Below are 22,826 nucleotides of genomic sequence, written 5' to 3' on the forward strand. Positions count from 1 at the left end.
TTTATAGGAAAGTATGCAACTTTCTCTATATCATAGTTTGGAGCCAAGTTCACGAGGCAACCCTAAGCTATTTCGCTATTTTTCTTGCAAGGCTAACTGCGATATTCCTTGCTTCTAAATTAACAAATTTATTCATTAGAGTTAAGGGACAACGAAGTAAAGCAAAAAGACCAACGGCAACGCCTCGTTCCGCTTTGCTTATGACAACTGGCTGAAGTATTGAAACACAAAGTCCACAGCAATCCCTAAGGCTCTCTCGTCAGGGCTCATTCGATTATGATGCAAATCATAAGGAGTCTCTACTCCTAAAGAGAACATCGTCCCTGGAAATTTACTTAATAAATAACCAAAATCCTCAGCCACCATAGCAGTTTGCGCTAGTTCAAAGTTAACCTCACCATTTTCCTCAGCAAACCTCATAAGCTTATCAGTCGTTTCTGGCTGATTAATCACTGGCAAATAACCTTTTTGGTCAAGTATCACCTCAACCTCACATTGGAAAGAATGCGCAACCCCTTCTGCTATCTCTTTTAGACGCCGTTGAGTCAATTGATTAACGTCCTGGTCGAGGGAACGAATCGAGCCCGCCACCGTTGCTATTTCAGGTATGACATTGGTCGCTTCCCCTGCATGAAAACTGGCAACTGTCACAACAGCGCCAGCTAAAGGATCCACATTACGACTGACAATCGTCTGAATTTGCTGGACAAATTGAGTCGCAGCCACAATCATATCATTTGATAAATGGGGATAAGCCCCATGACCTCCCTTTCCTTTAAATCTTACCCGAAATTCACAATCCCCTGCACAAAACGCACCGGCCTTAGTAGCAATCGTGCCAACCGGTAAGCTAGGTTGAACGTGTAACGCGTATAACTCGTCAAGAGTCACCCCGTCAAAAACGCCTGCCTCATACATCAACTTTCCGCCTGCCTCATTTTCTTCTGCCGGCTGAAAAATAAGATAATAATCATCAGCTAAATCAGCTTCGATAACATTTGCCAATAAGCCCAATGCAATCGTCATATGACAGTCATGGCCACAAGCATGCATCTTTCCCGGATGCCGAGAAGCAAAAGCCAGACCTGTCTCTTCCGTGATCGGCAAACCATCCATGTCTGTGCGCCAACCTAGCGACCGCTTGCCCACAGACCCTTTCACTTTCACGATTATTCCTGTTTGCCATGTTGAGACTGTCAGCTTTTCCTGGGGCAACTCGCTGATTTTAGTTAACAAATATCGCTGCGTTTCATATTCCTCCAAGCCAATTTCTGGTATTTGATGTAACTCTCGTCTGATCTTAATCAATTCTGTTTGTGAATATCCCATCTTATTTCCCCCTAAATCAAACATCGAAAAAGCGGCTAAAACATCTGTCTTAGCCACTTTTCTTGAATTAACCTATTTTTCGTTCTGGTTGTTTTTTTTCAGTTAGCGTATATTCATTTTCTAAGGTATGAACCAAATGATTGACTGACTTTAAAATTTCCTTCCGTGTCACAATTCCAGCAAAGTGATTGTCACTATCTACAACTGGAATAAACGGACTATCCACCGACAAATGTAAAATATATTCAATATCATAAGGTTGCGTTATCGTGTCTACCTCAGTGTCCATCACATCCCTAACACATAAATCCGTCAAATTATCAGGATCAATTTCCGTCAGGTCAAACATCGCATTGACAATATCAGACAACCCGATTAAGCCGACAAACTCCCCTTCCCGATTTAGAACCGGTATTCTCGTATACCTCACTTTAGTTAACACTAAGAGAGCATGATTTAATGGATTGGTATCCATCACATGAGCGACTTTTTCATCTGGAATCAAAAAGCTATCTTCATTGTTTAATAGTAATGTTTTTACAGCATTCCCAATCATCTGGAGTGCCTCCTATCTTCTTTTAAGAACTATCTCTAGTTTACCTAAAATTTCCGCAAAAATCAGCAAATTCACACTTTCTTCAGAACTATTTAGTAAATATTAATCGTTCCTTCTCATTTAGCTTTCGCAAAAGTAAAGTGCAGCTCACTGATCGGTCGCTGTTGATCATCGTAATACTGAACATCATAATGACTGTCGGTACTTTCAATAATCGCATAAGTCTTAATCTGATAACGTCCTCTTGGCAAGCGAATACTTCCTGGATTTAAGGCCAAAACCCCGTCGATCAGCTCAACTCCTAGTTCATGAGTATGACCAAAGAGGGCGATAGTCGCTCCAACTTCCTCAGCACGATAGAGCAGTTGATTTAAAGAAGAGCGAACATTTGCCAAATGGCCATGAAGCAGTAAAATCTTATCATTGCCAATAGTGACAACCTGTTCTTTTTGATACTCTGGGTAATAATCACAATTACCTGTGACTACTAGTAAATCACGCCACAACTCATCGGTCGGTTCTAATTCAGAATCGCCACAGTGAAACATGCCATCTACTTTCCCTCGATAAGCGGTCACCAACTCAACTAGACACTGACGATCTCCGTGATTATCACTGACGACTAAATATTTCATACTATCCCTCCTTCTTCAACCAGTTATCCCACTCTTGACCTAAGGCCTGAATGGCAAGGGCTCGGTGGCTGATCTTGTTTTTTTCTTGTTGGCTCAATTCCGCCATGCTTTGCCCCTTAGCCGGTACATAAAACAAGGGGTCATAGCCAAAACCATTATCCCCACGAGGAATGGATAAAATACTGCCTTCCAATTCACCACTTACAACCAAACTCTCCTTGTTAGGCTTGGCTAGGACCAACGTACAATGGAAACGCCCCGTCCGCTTTTCAGCTGGCACACCCGTCAATTCATGAAGGAGCTTAGCATTATTAGCACTATCACTTTTCCCTTCACCAGCAAAACGAGCTGAATAAACCCCTGGTTGCCCATTTAAAGCATCTACAAGCAAACCGGAATCATCTGCGAGTACCAAGCAATTGAATTGCTTAGCGATCGTTTCAGCCTTTAAGCGTGCGTTAGCTTCAAAAGTCGCCCCAGTCTCTTCCACATCAGGAATTTCCGGAAAATCCAGCAAGGTCTTGATTTGATACCCTTTCTCACTTAATAATGCAGCGAATTCCTGAGCTTTCCCCGGATTACGCGTGGCAACTAAAATCGTTTTAGCTGGATCTAAATCCGGCAAGGGGTCTACTTCACCAGCTAGTGCCACTTTTTGTTGATGGATCAGTTCCTTGATACCACTGTTTCCCAAACGCAATAGCTCTGATAATTCCTCCTGAGAAAAAGTTGCTTCTTCACCAGTGCCTTGAATCTCTACGAAACGACCAGACTCTGTCATCACCAGATTCATGTCCACATGGGCAGCAAAATCCTCTTCATAATCTAAATCCAAAACTGCTTCACCTGTTGGTAAAATCCCCACACTAACAGCCGCTAAATGTTCTTTTAATGGATCGACTGTCAAAATATTTTCTGCCATTAGCTTAGCGACGGCTAGCTTTAACGCCACAAAAGCGCCAGTGATGCTTGCCGTTCGCGTCCCACCATCAGCTTGAATCACATCACAATCGACGATCAACGACCGCTCACCTAAGCGTTCTAAATCAACCACGGCCCGTAACGAACGGCCGATTAACCGTTGAATTTCCATCGTCCGCCCAGATAGCTTTCCTTTGGCACTTTCGCGAATATTGCGGGTGTTAGTCGCTCTAGGCAACATGCTGTATTCTGCCGTTACCCAACCAGTCCCCTGTCCTCGTAAAAAAGGTGGGACCTTGTCTTCAAAGGTCGCCGCGCAAATGACTTTCGTGTCTCCAAAACTGACCAAAACCGATCCCTCTGGGTGTTTCAATACATTGGTTTCAATTTTGATTCTTCGCAATTCTTGATTGTCTCGTTTATCATGTCTCACTAATTAACGCCCCACTCTACCTTCAATAGGTCTATTTTTTCCATCATTACCCAACGTTACTTTTTCGATAACCATCTTTTCAATGCCTAGCCAATCCTCACTGATATCACGAAACAAGCTCACAGAGCCCGTGGCGTAAAATTCATGTGCTAACGTCTGTTCCGCTGGTGGTGCTGCAATCTCAAAATAATCCAACAACATACTAACTTCTCCAACTGTTTCGGCACCAGAATCGATTAGTTCCACTTCTTTCCCTAAATAATTATGAATCAAGGGTGCTAATAAAGGATAATGTGTACAGCCTAAAATCAACGTATCAATCCCACTTTGTTTGAGCGGTTTTAACGTTTCCGCCACGATCATCTTCGCAATAGGTGAATGATACTCTTTACTTTCAACAATCGGCACAAATTTGGGACAAGCCAACTCGATCACCTGACTGTGAGGGGATTTGGTTAAAATAGCTTTAGAGTAAGCTTGGCTGGAAACTGTTACCTGGGTGCCAATCACACCGATTTGCTTCCCCAACGTCTTTTTTAATGCCGCCCGACTTCCGGGAAGGATCACCCCAACGACTGGAATCGGTAATGCCTGTTTAATTTCTTCTAAAGCAACAGCAGTCGCTGTATTACAAGCGATCACAAGCATTTTGATATTTTTTTGCATTAAAAAAGAGGTCATTTGCCAGGTAAATTCAATGACCTGTTCAACGGGTCTTGGACCATAGGGACAACGAGCCGTATCACCAAGGTAAATAACTTTCTCGTTAGGCAATTGTTTAAGGGCTTCTTTAACGACTGTTAAACCGCCAACTCCAGAATCGATAAAGCCGATAGCTTGTCTATTCGTCATTCCTCAAAACCTCTATTTCTATATTTTACTGTACTCCCCTATTTTCCCTTTTTTCGTCCAAGTAATCAAGTCTTTTGATGAAGCTTAAAAAAATCCCTATAATTTATCCTATTTGATCATTAAAACAGCTATTTTCTTCTTTATTGGTCTTATTAGTAGCAATCCTTACCCTTTTGCTATAGAATTAAGGTGCAAAACCATTGAATTGGAGGGTTATTTATGAGAAACATTGTCAATCAATTAGAAAAATTTACTGTTTTACGAACTATTTTTTATTTAGCATTCGGGATATTAATCTTAATGAACCCCCAACTTGTTTTTAAAAGTGTGATTTACATCATCGCTGGCTATCTGGCTATCCTCGGTCTTATTAATCTTTTTCAAGCCATTCGCGAAAGTAAAAATGAATCACTCTTCGGTTATGAATTTATTACAGGGGTCATGCTGTTGCTATTTGCTTTAATCGTGTTGATTTTTGCCAAGGCGATTGTCAGCTTCTTGCCGATCATGTTGGGAATTCTAATCGTTCTCAACGGTTTGATGCAACTCAGCAATGCCAGTGGAGGCATTAAAGAAGTCAATCCTCGTTATCGAATTAGCATCTATGTCTACTGTGGGCTCTTAGTTGCAGCGGGTATCTTGTTAATCTTTAATCCCTTCAAAACCGTATTAGTTGTCTTTCGCATCTTTGGCGGCATCTTAGTCTTTATGGGAATTTCTGAATTAGCTCACTTTTTCTTACAAAAAAAAGTAAATTGACTTAAAGAAAACCAGGAAAAACTGATTAGTCAGTCTTTCCTGGTTTTTCTTTTAAAAGGAGAATCAACGGCACCAGAGAAAGTAAATTCAGGCGCTCACTGTCTGTTAATCCCACATCTGTAGTCGATCGATAGATGATCCCTTCATATTTATCAGTCAATTGCTTAAAGTTTTCCATATGATCAGGGTAATCATCCGTCAAACGTGTCATATACTGGTGAACTGTTTCAGAAGGCAAGCGATAACGTTCTCGTCCCAACAACCTCAACAGTTCTTCATAGGCGTTGACAAAGTGGAAGTTTGGTAAATACCTCACTTTTAAACACCACCACCCGAGCATTAACCGACCTCTAAAAATCACACCAGCCAAGAGACACAGACTTAAGGCAATCACCAAAAACCATTGAAGAGTTTGTTTGATCCCTTTTGTTTTGCTTTTATCTTCAGCCGTCGCTTCCTGTTCTGGCCGTTGCGCACTATGAGTCGTTGCTGAATTTTCTGGAAGTTCTTCTTGAGAATTACTTGAAGGGAGCAATTCCTGAGAATCCCCGCTGGTTTCGGGACGATCTGATTGGGCCACTGTCGTTAGCGCCACCTGTTCTGAACTAACAAAACTTTTTGTTGGTTCGAAAGGAACCCAACCAACTCCCTGAAAATAGATCTCAGGCCAAGCATGAGCATTCTCGTTGGTAATGCTGTATGTTTTAGTCCCATCATCATGAGATTGAGTCACACGACCTTCACTAAAGCCCTTAGCCCAGCGAGCGGGAATTCCTAAGGCACGAGCTAACACCACCATCGAACTGGAAAAGTGTTCACAGTAGCCAACCTGGGACTCGAATAAGAAAAAGTCGACATAATCCTGATCAGTCGGAACGGTTTCCGCCTCTTCCATCGAGTAACGAAAATTTCCAGTGTTTTTTAAATAATCTTCAATTGCTTTGACTCGTTCATAACCTGTCGAACTATTAGCTGTGATTTGATTAGCCAATTCGACGACTCTTTCAGGTAACCTATCAGGCAACTGGAGGTACCGCAGATTAACTTCGCCTACTTCAGCAACTTGGCTGGCTTCCAACTCTGCAAGCGTATAGTCAGGTGGAAAGTAGCGATAACGCAACACGCTTTCGGCTGAATTCTCCGGTCCTAAATTAACATAAAAACGATGGTTTTCAGTATTATATTCCAACATCTGATTAACGCGATAACTATCAGGCAATGGCCAAGACAACCTCCCCTGTGGTTTAGGAACATAACGAAGTGGATTTGGTAACGTCAGCTCGATTGACTCACCATCCTCCTGATAGCGACGATGACCTTCATCAACCACGAGAATTTCTTGACTGATCACTTCCCTTTTAGTCTCACTACTTTCCCAGCCACGACCACTGTAATAATCTTTATTTTCAACTTTCCAATAATGAGGAGCTTGCTGTCGCGCTAAAAAAACAATTTCATCATTCGGAATCACCGAACCACCAAGTTCTCTGTCATTTTCACTAAATCCAGTCGTTGCTGATTGCCCATTACCACGAGCAAATTCAATCATTTGATAAAATGATTGGGAGCGGATAGAGGCCCGCAATGGCTGACTTGCCATCTGAATCCGTTGATGCATCTGAGGCAATCGAATTGGTAACTGCCAAGCCATCACAAGACAACCGCTTAAAAGGAGGAGCCCTTTACCATGCCTCTGCCAATACTGCCCTTGATCGATTTCACTTTGCCCCAACCAGCTACTTAAAAGAAACCCCATCACTAACAAACGAACCATCTGCCAAAAATGATCGGTGCCATTAAAGACCGTTAAGATCAACAAATAGCACAGAATAGCAAGAAATGGCAACATCCAAAGGTCATAACTGATGATCAATTTAACTAACATCAGCATGAACAGGGTAATAAAAAGCAAGGCCATATTTGAAGGCAAAAAGTTAAACTCAGCTCGTTGAACTGGATCAAAGTATTGGAGACTAGTCCGTAAAAAAGCGACCATCCAGGAAAAAGAAAACCTTTGATTAGCTGGGAAATAGCGATGGCAAGTAAACAACAGACAAATTAATTGCAGAGGAAACTCAAGATACCCTTTGAAATTAAAGAGCGCGATAACAGTGATGGTGATCAGGAATCCCGTCAACCAAAAAGAGGAGCCCAAATCATTGGCTTCGACAAAAGGACCAATACCGCTACCAATCAAACCGACCGCCAATAAGCCAGTAATCAGTTTGTTAAAACTAAGTTTATTCATTCGCTTCCTCCCTCTCACCTGAATAGCCACTAATTTCATTAAGTTAGTTATTAAAAAATTTCATAAGCCAACTTTCCTTGACGGTTATAATAAAAAATAATCAGCTCATTGTTCTCAGCTAACTCCTCACCTAACCCAATAACGTCTCGGGAATAACGGGCTGTTAACATGATTACACGAGTCTTATGAAGGTGGAGATGGCGAACACTACGAATCAACTCTTTTTCCATATGAAGGGGCTGACTCTGAGCATAGTTGACAGCCGTTGCCAACTGAAAGGCTTCCTGAGATGGGTCGTAAATCAAAAAGTTTGGCCGTTTTAAATGCTCACTCTCAGAATATTCCATCGTATAAAATAAGGACAGCATTTTTTCAAAATAGTGCCCGTCATTGCCATAAAATAGAATAAGTAATTCCTCTTGAGGCTCACTTTCAAATTCCTTTACCACTAAATGCTCACGTTTAGCAGACAACTTCCAGTCAATTTGATTCAATTGATCCCCTTCTCGATAATCCCGTAAAGCCTTAACATCTTGATTTCGCATATAATTCACCGCCAACGGCAGACGTTTTTGCCGGTTCAAAAGAGCCATCAAGTCACGACACTCCTTCAATTGCCGCTCAGGTAAAACCAACAGGCTCGTTTCCAAATAAAACCGATGTGTTTGACGCAATAAGTTAAACACATCTTTACTGACAAAATTAACCTGAACTGACTGATAGATGCCACGCTCCACCTCTTCATCAATTTGGGCCGTCAGCGTTAATAGACGCTGATCACGGCTTTTTTCCATCTTTAGCTCAAATTGGTCATGAGGCAATTCAAGACTGCCACTTATGTGAGGTGGAAGTCTTAACTGTTTGCCACTCTTTTCTGTTAGCTTTAAAAGAACCGATTCTTGTTCGCCACGGTTCAACTGAATCAAAGGAGCAATCGCCACCTGATATCGCCGAAAACGACGCCCTAACGACAATAACGAACACAAGAGAACCATGCTAAAAAAATAAATCAGAAACCAACCCACCTTGATATTGAAAGTGATGGCGAAGAACAACAGACCACAAACCACCAGTAACCAAAAAAGATTATTGCTAATTGAAATGATTGACCAGCTTTTTCTCATCTTTATTTACCTACTGGGACCGCCACAGCTGCTTGAATTTCTTCAAGTACTTGCTGGCGGTCACTTTGGTCATGATTACTAGCATGTTTTAATAGCAACCTATGGCCAAAAACTGGCTCTAGTACCCGCTTAAAATCATCTGGAACACAATAGTCCCGCCCCTCGGTTAGAGCATATGCTTTCGCAGCTTGTACAAACGCTAAAGATCCCCTTGGGCTCACCCCTACTCTCACATTGGCATGGCGACGGCTTTGCCTCACTAAGGAAACAGCATACTCATACAAGCGCGGATCAACATAAATTTCTTTGACTAGTTGCCTCAAAGCTACCACTTCTTGAATACTTAAAATGCCAGTTGTTTGTAACAACCTTTCTTGACGATCTTCACCAGCCACTAGCGCCACCTCTTGCTGATGCGTGGGATAACCAATGCTTAAGCGAAATAAAAATCGATCCAACTGAGCTTCTGGCAGTGGATACGTTCCTTCATAATCAGCAGGATTCTGAGTAGCTAATACAAAAAACAACGGACTTAAAGGGTAAGTTCTGCCATCCATGGTCAACTGTTTCTCCGACATAGCTTCTAAAAGCGCCGCCTGACTTCGGGGTGTCGTTCGATTAATCTCATCGGCTAATAAAATATCGGTAAAAATCGGGCCAGGCTTAAATTCAAAGTCTCGAGACCGTTTATCATAAATAGAGACCCCAACGATATCTGATGGTAACAAGTCAGGAGTAAATTGAACTCGATTTACCTGACACTGAATGCTTTTCCCTAAAGTCTTAGCAAACATCGTCTTCCCCACTCCTGGAATGTCTTCAAACAAGATATGTCCTTCTGCTAACAACGCTGTCACGGCCAACTGAATAACTCGGCGTTTGCCAACAATTACTTTTTCTATCTCCGTCATTAATTGATCAATTTGTATTTTAGCTTCTGCAATGCTTAGCTTATCCAATAAACAACCTCCTCCATCATTCACTTACTTGATTTATCCAAGTCGCATCGAGACATGAATAACATCTATTTTAAAATTCTTGAAGAATATTTGCGAACAGGATTGCTCACTTTTATCCCCAATCCTTTTTGACTTACTTTCTATTCTATAGATAAGTTAATCAAACATCAATCAAGACTCTCTCTTTTTCACTAAATTTAACGTTCTTTTACTAAAAAAAGACACTTTTACTTAAAATATGCCTCTAGGAGTCGCTATCACCTGTTCCCTTTTTCTGCTAGTAAAGGTATAATAAAAGGAGTCCAACTAATCGACTATCACTTGTTATTAATTTGTCAAAAAAGTTAGGTTGAATGATTCAATCAATTCCCTTGGTCGAATCAGCAAACCTTGCAAATAGGAGGAGTAAGAATGAAGTACGTCATCGACGATTTTAATATGACTGAAACCGCCTTTTGGAATTCCATTATCTTTACAACGATTATCGCAATTATCGGTGTAGTGATCGCTGTCGGTTTAAGTTATCTGGTAATAAAAAAAATCGTGTCAAAAAACATTGAACAACTAAGTGAATTAAGCGATAAAACCATTGAATCCCAACGGGAGCTTTATCAGCAGCAACTGGCTAATCAAGAAGCTCTTAATACCAACAATACCCAATTGCAGACAGAGCTACTTAATCAAAATGAACGCTTAATGAATACTCAATTAGTGTCATCTCTAGATGCACGCGCACAAATCGACTGGGTTCGCGATGTTCGCAAATTGGTGGCCGAGTACATCACCGCGACGACTAAGTTGTCACAAACCTTAGCCAGTCTCTATGCTGGTCATAAGATTCTAACTGACTCAGAAAATCGAGCTGTCGATCGCGGCTATGATTTAGAAACGGTCACCATTGATGACTATTCATCAATGGTCTTACAACGGTATCAAAGTGATCGCGATAACTATGCCATTACTAAAAATCTCTACGACCAGCAACAAATGATCATCATTAAACTGGCCACTCAGTTAAATCTCTTTTTTGGAACAAATCCCGATCATGAAGTGTTGCGAGGGAAAATTCGCTGGTTCTTAACAGCAGAAAGAGATTTTTTCAAACACATTGAAGAAGCAGACGATCTGGCTGCCATCAAATTGAGTCGTCAATACGCCAACAATATTGATGACCTTAGCGAAAGCTTCCGTCGTCATTTTGACAAGGTGCTCAACAGCTCCGTCATTTAATCACCAGTCAGAGTTTTAAACCTATTAAGTGGTTGGGCTTTTGTCCCAGCCACTGTTTTTTTATCAAAAAAAAACAGCCTCAGAGACTGTTTTGTAACAACTTATTCAGATTTTTGATGCACCACAGTCATCACTTCATCGAACAAGAGATGGGCTTCTTTTTTGGTTTCAGCTAATTCGCGATAGAGTACTTTTAAACTATCACTAAAATCAACCTGTACATGAGGTTGAGCATTAGCCGATTCCTCTACAACCGCATTAACCGTGTCAGATGCGGTCTCTTTATCGTAGCGCTCCATATCAAATGGCTTTCTCTCGTCTTGAGTCAGCTTGCCTTTTTTAACCTGTTCCTCAGTAACGGCTAGCGACTCTAACTGACCTGGTTGTTTAGCAACAGCCTGCTCCCTCTCAGTTTGTTCCTTAAGCGCCGCTGCTTTCGCCAGCTCAGCTTGTTGTTTAGCTAATTCAGCTTGCTGAGACACTTGAATCTCCAGCTGTTCATTGTACTCCACATAATATTCCATCTTAGTCGTTGCTGCCTCTAGTTCCTCTTCTAAACGAGCGATTTCCAAAGTGAAGTCAACGGCCTCTTTAACGTCAGGCGTTGCATTTTTGATATGCTTAAGCAACTGGGCCTTCGTTCGCTCTAATTCGGCTTCTAATTGGACAATCCGTTGAGACTCACTAGCGTTCCCCTGTAATTTGCCATGAAGATGACTAACTTTCTCTGATTCAACAGCTAGTTGTTTTTGCAATAATTCATTCGCCGCTTCCAAATTCTGATAATACCGAATTTGCTTACGATCAATTTCCCGCTGAAGTTCGATCGCTTCTTTTTCCCGACGTAATTCCACAAACTGAGCCTTAAGTAAGTCACTCTCTTTGTTCTTGCTTTTTTTCAACAATTCAACTTGAGTTTTCAACGCATCCACACGATTTGCTAACTCTTCTTCAGTCGACTCTTCCTTAGCTGATGGGCTTGCCATCGGTTTTGCTGTGCGTTTCGTGGCATTAAGCGACATCTGCTTGCTAACGGAAGGGGTAATCGGTGTGACTTTTGTAGCCGTTTCTTTACTCTTTGTTGTTCTGACCTCGGCTGGTTTCTTTGTCTTTTCAAATTTCTTATCAGAATCTTTTTTTACCGTTAATTCTGCTTCAGAATCTGACAAATCCTCTTCGTCAAAATCGGCATAGTAATAATAATTGCTATTTTTTAGTTTTTTTAATAGTTCAAACAACCTATCCACCTACTTTTAAAAATTAATCTACTATTAGCTCCTGCCCAACAATAATCCCACTCTGAGAAAGTTGATTGGTTTCCATCAGATGCGCTACGCTAATATTATGGTCACGGGCGATATCAGTGATGGTTTCATTAGCCTTCACTATATACCTGTCATGACGAATTAACTTCTCAAACATTGCATTTTTCTTAACACTTTCAGCTTTAAACACTTTTTCAGCAGCATCAAAATCCGTTAAATTATACAATTCGATGATCACATTTAAATTTAAGGCGTATTGAAGATCTTCCGCATAACGACTTGTTAAAAAGGCTGTCGACGAGCGATAATTGATGGTCTTGCTCCGCCAAGCACCCGCGTAAAAATCCGGTGCCGTTGCAATGCCATTTTTTAATAAGGCGACGTAATCATTAAGAGATTCTTCATAAGAAGGATATTTGCGATATTCAGTAAACACTTCAGCACTATCGTCAATTCGATTGTCTGACCATTTCACAAATTCATCTTGAAATCTCCCCTTTATTGAAAATAAATTGTTAACTGAAGGCTGGCAGAGCTCACCTCTACCAAAGTCTGATGCTAAAATTGCTTGTGCAATCATAACCGATGCGTATAAATCATTTTTTTTAGCTACTTCCGATGCCTTGTCGCCAATTTCCTTGATTAGACCAAGAGCGTCATCGCCCTTGGTTTCCTCAGCTTCAAAGGATCCTACTGGGACAGCAAGCCATAAGATAAGAGCTAATAATGACATTACGCAAAAGTTAACCGTTTTCTTAATCCCCACAGTAGAATCCCTCCTAATGTTAACTAAATTTTAAAATCAATTTCAGACATTTTAGATAATCGCTCAAGTAATTCTTTGTATAACCCATTCACGCTATCCTGTGAGGCTTTAATTTCATCTGAAATCGTATTTGCCTTATTGCCGATATCGAAAAGCTCTTGTCTAGCTGTCTCAATATTAACCGTAATGCTTTCTTCTGCATCAGCGATCATCCGTGCCGCTTGTTGTTTAGCAACGAGCATCACTTCACCAATACCTTGTTGTGATTTAGCTGACTCTTCACGTAATTGTTGGTTAGCGAGCATTAGCTCATTAATTTTTTTCTTGCTTTGAACTAAATCTTCTTGTGACGAAGACACCGATAACTGGCTTAGTTCCGTCTCTAAAGAGTTGATTTTCATCTTAGCCAAAGCAAGCTCATCTGCCAATTCAGAATTAGCTACACTATCCCCAACAGGCATACTGTTCACAATTTGCTCTAACTCCGCAATCTTACCATTTTTCTCGCTGACTTCACGCTCTTTAGCAGTTAATGCGCGTTCTTTTTCAGCAATAATTTGCTCTTTCTGAGAGATGGCAACCTCTTTTTGAGCCACTTCTGATGCTAAACGATCAGCTTTTGACGTGTCAACTGGCGCTTGCTGAGCTGACTTAAGTTGGCTGATTTCTTTTTCTTTATTAGAAAGCTTTTGTTCCCACTCTTCATTTTCGCTGATCGTTTTACTTAACAACTCTTCAGAATAAGAATTTTTAAATTTTTCACTTTCCAGTTCCAATTTAACCTGCTCTAATTCTGCTTGCAATTCTTGAATATTTTCCATAGTAAATCTACTCCCCTAAATTTCAACATTTTTATTTTTTGACAGCATCTTTCAAAACACCGTCTTCTTGATAATACAACTGACTTACTTTCTGATACTCTCCCTTATCATTATAATAAGTAAAAGTAAAATCAACAATCGATATCTGTGGAACTTTATTTAGATCAGCTTTTAACGAGACCATATTCTCCTGCGCTTTATTAAATTGCTCTAAAGTCAAACCAACAGCAAATATTGATAACGTCAATGAAGTTCCCCTAATTATTGTAACACTATTTTCACCAATATACGGCATTAATTTTTTAGAAAGTGCAATTTCATTGTCAATTTGTGTCCCCGATTCATTTTTCAAGACATTTTCCCATGAAAACTGGCTAATATCCCATGAATCCCCTTTGTATTTCTTTAATTCATCATCCTTAGAAATGCTTGTGACGCTATTTTTTTTTTTTTCGATGGTAACTTGGTCTTTAATTTTGTCCGTATCATTTTTAACTGACATTAAGTTGAATAACATAAACGACACGACTAACACAAAAACAGTTAAAACAATCATCGCTGTATTTGATACCCTGTGCTTCTGAACTTGACGACGTTGGTTTAGCGCCTTTAACTCTTTTCGATCTTTTGGTGGCTCAATCGTGAAATAATCTATGTACACAAGGTATTCCCGTATCAGATAAATTGATAGCACAATTATCAAGACAATTAAACTAATGGTAATGATTGAAAATATCATGTCTTTCTCCTTGCATCAACATATTCTTGTTTACGTTATTCCTGTTTCCCAGCAGTCACATACCCTTCAACGGTTGAAAGCAATGTATCAACTTGACGATCAAAACGAGCTTTTAATTCTTCTACTCGAGCCTGTAATTCACGCTCTTCGATTAGCAACTCATCACCTTTAATTTTTGCGTAAATGTCCGCATCACTTTTAACTGAAGACGCATAAATTTCAGTTTCCGTTTTGCTTTTACGGGCATAGCTATCAGCATCCCGTTTAACCCGTTCAGCATAACTTTCCGCTTCACTGCGCACTTGTTTTGCGATGGCTTTCGCCTCGTCTCTTTTAGTCATGATCAGTGTTGCAATTCCAGCTTCACTATATGCTTCATCGGCTTCACGCTCTTTTTGAGATTGGTAGCGATCGGCTTCCAACTTCTTGTTGCGAGCGTAGTCTTCAGCTGCTGATTTAACCTCGTCTGCATAGATTTCCGCTTCCGATTTCTTCGTTTGATAATAAACATTGACTTGTTTCTCAGTGTGATCAATTTCTTTTTTCTTAGCCGTCACATAGTTATCAGCTTCTAATTTGACTTTTCGGCTATAGATATCAACTTCATCAAGTTTGCTCGCTAATTGCTCATCCACCCGCTGCTTACTCAAATCAATTTCTTGTTGAATTCGCTGAACGTAGCGATCGGCTTCCGCTTTGACTTTATCTGCATAACTATCGGCTTCCACTTGCAGTGCCTCAGTTTGCGAATTGGTACGGGTCTCTAAATTAATAATATCTTTCGTTTTTGATTCCACATACTGGTCAGCTTCACGTTTAACTTTTTCCGCATAATCTTCGGCTTCAGCTTGCTTGATCTTCAATAATTGAGTGGTCTCTTCTTGGCGCATTTCCATGTCTTGGCGTTGTTCTGTCACATATTCTTCCACTTGAGCTTTTCGCTCAGCGATTTTACCTTCGGCCTCAGCCACTTTCGCTTGCAGGTCTTCAGTCAATTCCGTTTCGGTCATCGCCGCCTGGCGATGTTTAGACTCCAAATAACTATCGGCTTCCGCCTTGATTCGGCTGGCATATAGTTCTGCATCCGATTGTTTCATCTGCAGTTGCCCCAACATATCCTGTTTGACTAAGTCGGTTTCTTTCGCTGTTCGTTCTGCGTAGCGATCTGCTTCTGTTTTAACTTTACGCGCGTAAGAATCGGCTTCAGCTTTTTCATTTTGAATCTCGATTGCCAATTCAATCTCACGATCACTTAAAGCTTTTTTCTCCGTGAACAATTCGGTCTTTTCATGTTCCAACTGATCTTCTATTTCTTCTTTTTTGGCCATTAAATTGATCAATTGGGCGCTTAATTCACTTTCGCTCTTAGCGATTTCTTCGTTTTTCGTTCTGACATAACGATTTGCCTCAGAACGCACACGGTCGGCATAAGCATCAACTTCTTCTTGTTTAGCCAGTAATTGTAACATCGTGTCACTGTCTTTTTGCTCAATTTCTTTCGTTTTAGTCTCAACATATTGATTGGCTTCTGTTTTAACCCGTTCAGCATAGTCATCGGCTTTCAGACGTTTCTCATTAAGACTGTTGACCACATCGTTCTCGCGTTGATCGCTTTCCTTTTTCTTACGATCGGCATATTGGTCAGCCTCGGTTTTGACTTTGTTGGCATAAGCTTCGACTTCCGCCTGTTTTTCCTCCAACTCAGTAAAAGTGTCAACTTCTTTTTGCTCAATTTGCTGACGTTTTTCAGCTACATACTGATTAGCTTCAGCTTTAAGCTCCTGAATTTGCTCATCAACAACTAATCGTTCCTGTGATAATCGTTCATTTTGAGCAGCTTCCTGTTCCTCTAATTGACGTTGAGAAGTTGCGGCATAATTGTCAGCTTCCGCTTTTATTCTCTGACTGTATTCTTTTGCTTCAGCTTTTTCTAAAAGAGTCATTTTCTCTAACTCTTCTGTGGCTTTGGCAATCTCTTGTTGGTTTTGAGCCGTAAGTTCCGCCACTTCTGCTAATAATTGACTGGCATGGGCCTCAGCTTGCTGATTTTTTTCGTTAATCTCAGCTACTGTTTTAGCCAATCGCGCTTCAATATCAGCATTGGTTTGCTTCAACTTAGTTTCTATTTCAGTTTGTTTCTCCGCTGCATAGGCATCAGCAGCTTCTTTTATAGCCTTTCCTTGAGTATCAGCTGTAATCAATTTCTGCTGACGTTCTTCTTCAAAAGCCATTTGAGCTACTTTCAGTTCCTCTTGTTTCTCTTGTCCGTGCTTATCAGCCGCTGCTCTTGTTTCTTTGGCATACAACTCAGCCTCGGCTTTCAATTTATCGATAATAGTATTTTGTTCTGCAACATACCCATCTGTGCTCTGACGCTTTTCTTTCTCATAATCTTCGGCTTCTACCTGGGTTTCCAAAGCTTCCGCTTCCACTTTAGCTTGATAAGCATCAGCCTCGGTTTTAAGCTTCTCAGCATATGTTTCAGCTGCCATCTTAACTGCGGCGGCTTCGGTTTCTGCCACTTGCTCCAATTGGCGGAATGCCGCTTCTCGTTCCCTATGATCTTGTTCCATCGTCGCCGTCAATCCTTGAATTCGTTCGTCTGCTTCACGGCGAGTTTGCTGAACGTAGGCATCGGCTTCGCTTTTAACCTTTTCAGCATAAGTCTCAACTTCCGTCTTAACTTTCGCCGCCTCAGTTTCTGCCACTTGCTCCAATTGGCGGAATGCCACTTCTCGCTCAGAATGATCTTGTTCCATAGCCTTCGTTAAAGTCTGGATCCGTTCGTCTGCTTCACGGCGAATTTGCTGCGCGTAGGCATCAGCGTCTGCTTTTATTTTTTGGTAACTAGCCTCACGTTCAGCATGTTCACCATCAGCTTTCCCTTTTATCTCTTGAGCGTATTGATCAGCAGCCGCTTTTATTTTAAAGGCGTAGTCATCGGCCTCACTTTTAATGGCTTGATTGCTGGCATTACGTCGTGCCTGTTCTTCATCTGCAACTTTAACGATATTTTCTGCATAGGCTTTGGCCTCTAGCTTAGTTGCATCTGCCTCTGAAGTCGCTTGACCCTTTAACTGCTCAACGTACTGATCGGCCTCGCTTTTTAACTTCACAGCTAGTTCATGAGCATCGGCCTTCACTCGCTCCACATAAGAGTCCGCTTCTGCTTGCTTAAGCTGGAACTCGCTGGTCCGTTTACGTTGCTCCTCTTCCGCTTCCTGTTTTAACTGATGAGCTGCCACAAGCGCCTCATCCTTAATCTTTTGGGCATCTGTTGTGGCTTTCGCAAACTCCGCTTGATAAAGAGTTTCACGTTCAGCTTGTCCTTGATCTGCTACAGAAATTAAGTTCTCGGCATAAGTTGCAGCCTCTGCTTTGATTCGAGTCGCTTCATCTTTGACCTTTTGCACGCGAGCTTCCGCTTCAGCCAATTGATTTTTGTATTCTTGATCAAGCTCTTCTCGGTTTTTACTAGCAGCTAATTTCGTCGTTTCAGCATATCGCTCAGCCTCACGTCTTAATTGATCCGCTTCAACCTGGGCCTCAGCTAATTTCGTCTCAACCCTTGTTTTAACTGACAATTGCTCTTGTTCAGCCGCTAATTTAGCCGACTCCGCATACTGCTCAGCCTCACCTTTTAATCGATCCGCTTCAACTTGCGCTTCCGCTAATTTCGTCTCAACCCTTGTTTTAACCGACAATTGCTCTTGTTCAGCCGCTAATTTAGCCGACTCCGCATACTGCTCAGCCTCACCTTTTAAACGATCCGCTTCAGCTTGAGCTTCGGCTAATTTCATTTTGACAATATCATCGATGCTTTCACGATCTTTAGAGGCCAGCAATTTGGTTTCTTCTGCATATTTATCCGCATCGCGTCGCATGCTATCTGCATAAGTTTCTGCTTCTTGTAATTTCGCCTTAAACGTCGCATCTAATTCTTCAGTACTCTGTGTCGCAGCTAACTTAGTAAATTCGGCGTACTCATCCGCTTCCAACTTAATCTTATTGACATAGGCTTCAGCTTCAGTTTGATTTTTTTGAATCTGACTGGCAATTTCAGTACGTTTGGTCTCCGCATACTGATCAGCTTCTCTTTTTATTTTTTGAGCCAATTCTTCGATTTCTTGTTTACGCTCATTTATGCTGGCAATTTCTTTAGCTAACTTCGCTTCGGCTTCAGTAGCTGCTGAGCTTTTCGCCTCAGCAATTATTCTCTCACCGTTACGCTCTGCTTCCAAACGGGCACTTGAAATAATCTGTTGCGCATTATTTTTAGCCGCCAGTAAGTAAACCCCAATCATTTCATCAACGCTCTTATCTTCTACCAATGCACTTTTCACTAAATCAATGACATCACCTGTTGCGTTAAAATTACGGTGAGCCGTCACTATTTCAGTTGGAGATAAGTCTTCGGACTGTATTTGACTAGAGTAATCCAAATATTTACTGACCTCAGCCATCAACAATTGATTGTTCTCCGTAAATCGTTTCTGTTGCAAAGCCAATTTATGATTCTCTAATTTTATCTTTGAAAACTCTTCGAATAAGACGTTAAAATTTTTCTGTAGTTCTGTATTTTGCACTTCTTGCTGCTCGTTATTGCCCGCCATAGTTTCATATTCCTTTCCATCCACGCTAAAATAACTCCCTCTTAGTTAGTAGCGTCTGTTTTTAGCCAGTCAAACTACTTTTTCTAATTCTTTTTTCTGGTATCTTCCCCTCAACAACTTGTTTTACAAAAAATCAACTTTTGTATAACAATCTGTCAGTTTATCTAATGAATAAAAAAATAACTTTTCCTCTTAAGATTGCTCAATGTGAACATGGTAATTAGTCACAATCTTACACCTTACAACATTATACAATAAATGACCCTCTGTTGCAAAGTTAAAAAAATCTACGATGCTTTGTCACAATAAGGATTACAGCCATTATCACCTACCCTTACTGCCGCTTTAAATACGCACCTTTATTATACGGTTCAAGAGACCATTTTCACGTAGGAGCTTGCAAATAATTTTGAGCAAAAAAAAAGATTGATTACCTCAGAAGTTACCTTCTGAGACAATCAATCTTCGAATAGTTAATTGGATTAAACCCAATATGTCTATTTAACTAATGAGAATTAGTCTTTAGTGATGTTAGTTGCTTGAAGACCACGTTGACCTTCTTCAACATCAAAAGTCACTGCTTGACCTTCTTCTAAAGTTTTGAATCCTTCACCTTGGATTGCTGAGAAATGTGCGAACACATCAGAGCCGTCTTCTTGAGTGATGAAACCGAAACCTTTGTCTGCGTTAAACCATTTTACTGTTCCTTGAGCCATGTTGTTTTCCTCCTTTTGCGCATTGCGCTTATTAATTGCAATAAATGTCGATGCTACATAAGAGGTGTCTCAATACACAAGAAATGTAAAATACCCTTTATTAGTTTTATCAAACATATTACTTCTAAAGTATAACCCATATTGAAGCACTTGTAAACTGAATTATGAAAGTTATTTTAATTATTCATTAATATTTTAATATCTCAGCTATGTAAGACACATTTTTAATAAGTGAAGACATGACATTAAACTAATTTTGCTTCAACCTTTTACTCAACATTTCCCAGATATGGAACTAAAAAGACCGCCTAACAGCAATCAAAATTCCAGTAAGCCTTTTCCTAATAGTTAAGATTCAACTCAGCTCCCACTTTCATTGGAAACACTTTTTTTATTTTATGCTATGTTAGTCCTGACTTACACTGACTTTAAACTAATAATTTCCAAAACTTAGACGTCCCAGCCATCTTCTCTCCTTTATTGAATCGTATAAGCCCTGCTTAAAGCGGTCATCCATTGACTGAATAAAGAACGCCCATGAGCTTCCCATGTTTTGACTGGCGACTGATCAGGGCAATCCTTTGGGTAATAATGTTGAGGAAACGGCGCCCTTAAATCATTGGCAAGATCTCGTCGGTATTCTAAATTCAAAGTATCTCGTTCATACTCCGCATGTCCAAAGACAAACGTTTCCCGACCGTTACGATTGGTCACCAGATATAAGCCTGCTTCATCTGAATCTGCCACATTCACCAAATCAGGATGAGTCAGCACTTGATTTTCATCGACTGTGGTATAACGAGAATGCGGCGCGTTAAACTCAGCTGACAATTGACCAAAAACTGGGTGATCAGCCACATGCAAGCGATGCTCGAATACCCCAACTACTTTACTCGCCAGTCTAACCTTGTGGATTTGATAATAATGATTAAGAGCAGCTTGGGCTCCCCAACAAATAGCAAGTAGGGGAATGGCTTTTTCACGAATAACACTCAGCGTTTCGCACAATTCTGGCCAATAGTCAACCTGATCAAAATTTAACTGCTCCACAGGTGCGCCTGTAATGATCACGCCATCAAATTCTCGCTCCTTGATCAACGAAAAAGGAAAATAATGTTGGGCAAGTATCTCTGGCAAAGGCTTGCTCTCATAATGACTTTCAGGATAGAGCAAGACAACTTCTACTTGATCGTCGTCTCCAGTAACCAATTGAGTTAATTGATTAGCAGTCGCTTCCTTTGTCGGCATTAAATTTAAAATAGCAATCGTAAGTCCTTGTTTTATCATGATTAAGGGCTCCTTTCACATGTATTAGCTCAATTTAGCAAGACTTTGAGCAATATCTCCAATGATGTCTGCAGGCTCTTCAATTCCCACTGATAGGCGAATCAGCTCTTCCGTCACACCGCTGGCGGCTTGCTGTTCCGCCGATAGTTGCCGATGAGTCGTACTGGCAGGGTGAATAACTGAACTGCGAATATCTGCACAATGAGTCACTAATTTGATCAAGTCCAACTGATCGATAAATGCTTTAGCTGCATCTGCCCCACCTTTAACACCAAAAGAGACCATACCACTTGCACCTTTCGGTAAATACTTTTGTCCCCGCTCGTACTGAGAATCCGTCTTCAATCCTGGGTACTTAACGAAGGTCACTGCCTCCTGTTGGCTTAACCATTCAGCCACAGACAAGGCATTACTGGAATGCTTTTGGCAGCGTAAATCCAGTGTTTCTGAGCCTAAATTCGTCAAGTAGGCATTGAAGGGATTCTGAATATTACCTAAATCACGAACGAGTTGAACTCTTAATTTAGTAGCGTAGGCCCCTTTGCCAAAATCGGCCACGTAACGAACGCCATGATAACTCTCATCTGGTTCAACTAACTCTGGAAACTTACCGTTCTCCCAATTAAATTTACCGCCATCTACAACAATGCCACCAACAGCACTAGCATGACCATCAATGTATTTCGATGTGGAATGAACCACGATGTCTGCACCTAATTCCAAAGGATTGATCAAAGCAGGCCCCGTTAATGAGCTATCAATAATCAGTGGTAAATCCAAGACTTTGGCGACCTTGCTAATTTTCTCAAAATCCAATACCTCAATGCTGGGATTGGACACCGTTTCAGCAAATACCAATTTGGTGGTCTCATCAGCCAAGGCAATAATCTCTTCTGCCGAAGCATTTTGATCAAAAAATTTAGTTTTAATGCCAAACTTCGGTAAATTGGCAGTAAACAGATTAGTTGTCCCACCATATATTTGATTTGAGCTAAGAATGGTGTCCCCAGCTTGAGCAATATTTAAAATACTATTGAGAATCGCTGCCATGCCAGAAGCTGTTGCAACAGCGGCAACTCCACCTTCCAATAAGGCGATCTTCTCTTCGAAACTGGCCACTGTGGGGTTACTAATTCTCGAATACAAATGACCAGCTGCTTGTAAGTTAAACAATGCCGCTGTATCATCAGCTGTTTCATATGCATAGGTCGTACTTTGATACAGTGGTAATACACGCGTCCCCCCTTGCTCTGGTTGATAAGTCCCTTGTACTGCAATTGTTCCCTTACCATATGTATTAACTTCATCTGTCATGCTAATTTCCTCCTTTTTTAAGTACCACAATCCTTAATTTGCTACACCTTCTGGCAATACTATCTTTGAGTTTAGTCTGAAAATAAGAAAAGCTGAACGGGGCGTTCAGCCCTGAAAGAAAAATAGCAAAATATTTAAGTGATGCTCTTTGTCACTAAAATAATTTTGTCTTTTTTCCGAAGGGTTGCCTCGTGAAGCTGGATCCAAACTACGATATAGAGAAAGTTTTATACTTTCCTATAAAATAAAAAAACACTCG

18 protein-coding genes are annotated in these 22,826 nt (G+C 40.8%); 2 read left to right on the forward strand and 16 right to left on the reverse strand.

Annotation, left to right across the window (positions count from 1 at the left end):
- Positions 1-198: 198 nt before the first annotated feature.
- The 5 genes from I6N95_RS22965 to racE form a co-directional block, all read right to left on the reverse strand.
- Positions 199-1,329: an N-acetyldiaminopimelate deacetylase gene (locus I6N95_RS22965; RefSeq protein WP_209531827.1), complete on the reverse strand. Its 1,131-nt coding sequence runs from the start codon at positions 1,327-1,329 to the stop codon at positions 199-201.
- Positions 1,330-1,396: 67 nt separating this feature from the next.
- Positions 1,397-1,885: a cyclic-di-AMP-binding protein CbpB gene (gene cbpB / locus I6N95_RS22970; protein WP_209531829.1), complete on the reverse strand. Its 489-nt coding sequence runs from the start codon at positions 1,883-1,885 to the stop codon at positions 1,397-1,399.
- Between the two features lie 116 nt (positions 1,886-2,001).
- On the reverse strand, positions 2,002-2,520 hold the full coding sequence (locus tag I6N95_RS22975; RefSeq protein ID WP_209531830.1) for a metallophosphoesterase: 519 nt from the start codon (positions 2,518-2,520) through the stop codon (positions 2,002-2,004).
- Position 2,521: 1 nt separating this feature from the next.
- Complete coding sequence (gene rph / locus I6N95_RS22980) at positions 2,522-3,874, reverse strand: ribonuclease PH (protein ID WP_209531832.1); 1,353 nt, start codon at positions 3,872-3,874, stop codon at positions 2,522-2,524.
- 3 nt (positions 3,875-3,877) lie between these two features.
- Entirely contained in the window at positions 3,878-4,726 is an 849-nt protein-coding gene (gene racE, locus I6N95_RS22985) for a glutamate racemase (RefSeq protein ID WP_209531834.1), read from the reverse strand.
- A gap of 219 nt (positions 4,727-4,945) precedes the next feature.
- Here racE and I6N95_RS22990 point away from each other — a divergent pair, with 219 nt between their 5' ends.
- Positions 4,946-5,485: an HdeD family acid-resistance protein gene (locus I6N95_RS22990; RefSeq protein WP_209531836.1), complete on the forward strand. Its 540-nt coding sequence runs from the start codon at positions 4,946-4,948 to the stop codon at positions 5,483-5,485.
- 25 nt (positions 5,486-5,510) lie between these two features.
- Here I6N95_RS22990 and I6N95_RS22995 read toward each other — a convergent pair whose 3' ends face one another.
- From I6N95_RS22995 to I6N95_RS23005, 3 genes are read right to left on the reverse strand one after another with little or no spacing between them, the layout of a single operon-like run.
- Complete coding sequence (locus I6N95_RS22995; protein ID WP_209531838.1) at positions 5,511-7,733, reverse strand: DUF4129 domain-containing transglutaminase family protein; 2,223 nt, start codon at positions 7,731-7,733, stop codon at positions 5,511-5,513.
- A gap of 50 nt (positions 7,734-7,783) precedes the next feature.
- A complete protein-coding gene (locus I6N95_RS23000; protein ID WP_209531840.1) occupies positions 7,784-8,857 on the reverse strand; it encodes a DUF58 domain-containing protein in 1,074 nt (357 codons plus the stop codon).
- Between the two features lie 2 nt (positions 8,858-8,859).
- Positions 8,860-9,768 (reverse strand): AAA family ATPase, encoded by a 909-nt coding sequence (locus I6N95_RS23005; protein WP_209531958.1) that lies wholly within the window; start codon positions 9,766-9,768, stop codon positions 8,860-8,862.
- A 459-nt stretch (positions 9,769-10,227) separates the two neighbouring features.
- On the opposite strand from I6N95_RS23005, the gene I6N95_RS23010 reads away from it, so the two are divergent.
- Positions 10,228-11,046, forward strand: a complete 819-nt coding sequence (locus I6N95_RS23010) for a hypothetical protein (protein WP_209531843.1) — start codon at positions 10,228-10,230, stop codon at positions 11,044-11,046.
- 101 nt (positions 11,047-11,147) lie between these two features.
- Here I6N95_RS23010 and I6N95_RS23015 read toward each other — a convergent pair whose 3' ends face one another.
- From I6N95_RS23015 to I6N95_RS23050, 8 genes are all read right to left on the reverse strand, one after another.
- Positions 11,148-12,284 (reverse strand): hypothetical protein, encoded by a 1,137-nt coding sequence (locus I6N95_RS23015; RefSeq protein ID WP_209531844.1) that lies wholly within the window; start codon positions 12,282-12,284, stop codon positions 11,148-11,150.
- Between the two features lie 22 nt (positions 12,285-12,306).
- On the reverse strand, positions 12,307-13,077 hold the full coding sequence (locus I6N95_RS23020) for a glucosaminidase domain-containing protein (RefSeq protein ID WP_209531846.1): 771 nt from the start codon (positions 13,075-13,077) through the stop codon (positions 12,307-12,309).
- A 23-nt stretch (positions 13,078-13,100) separates the two neighbouring features.
- Complete coding sequence (locus I6N95_RS23025) at positions 13,101-13,898, reverse strand: hypothetical protein (RefSeq protein ID WP_209531848.1); 798 nt, start codon at positions 13,896-13,898, stop codon at positions 13,101-13,103.
- Between the two features lie 31 nt (positions 13,899-13,929).
- On the reverse strand, positions 13,930-14,637 hold the full coding sequence (locus tag I6N95_RS23030) for a hypothetical protein (RefSeq protein ID WP_209531850.1): 708 nt from the start codon (positions 14,635-14,637) through the stop codon (positions 13,930-13,932).
- A 35-nt stretch (positions 14,638-14,672) separates the two neighbouring features.
- Positions 14,673-19,274 (reverse strand): hypothetical protein, encoded by a 4,602-nt coding sequence (locus I6N95_RS23035; protein ID WP_209531852.1) that lies wholly within the window; start codon positions 19,272-19,274, stop codon positions 14,673-14,675.
- A 491-nt stretch (positions 19,275-19,765) separates the two neighbouring features.
- On the reverse strand, positions 19,766-19,966 hold the full coding sequence (locus I6N95_RS23040) for a cold-shock protein (RefSeq protein ID WP_209531854.1): 201 nt from the start codon (positions 19,964-19,966) through the stop codon (positions 19,766-19,768).
- A gap of 477 nt (positions 19,967-20,443) precedes the next feature.
- The gene (locus I6N95_RS23045; RefSeq protein ID WP_209531856.1) at positions 20,444-21,253 is read right to left on the reverse strand and encodes a homoserine O-acetyltransferase/O-succinyltransferase family protein; all 810 of its coding nucleotides are present in this window, start codon (positions 21,251-21,253) and stop codon (positions 20,444-20,446) included.
- Positions 21,254-21,277: 24 nt separating this feature from the next.
- Positions 21,278-22,567 (reverse strand): O-acetylhomoserine aminocarboxypropyltransferase/cysteine synthase family protein, encoded by a 1,290-nt coding sequence (locus tag I6N95_RS23050; protein WP_209531858.1) that lies wholly within the window; start codon positions 22,565-22,567, stop codon positions 21,278-21,280.
- Positions 22,568-22,826 lie beyond the last annotated feature (259 nt).

Origin of the sequence: Vagococcus allomyrinae, assembly GCF_017829975.1 — a bacterium.
GTDB lineage: Bacteria > Bacillota > Bacilli > Lactobacillales > Vagococcaceae > Vagococcus_D > Vagococcus_D allomyrinae.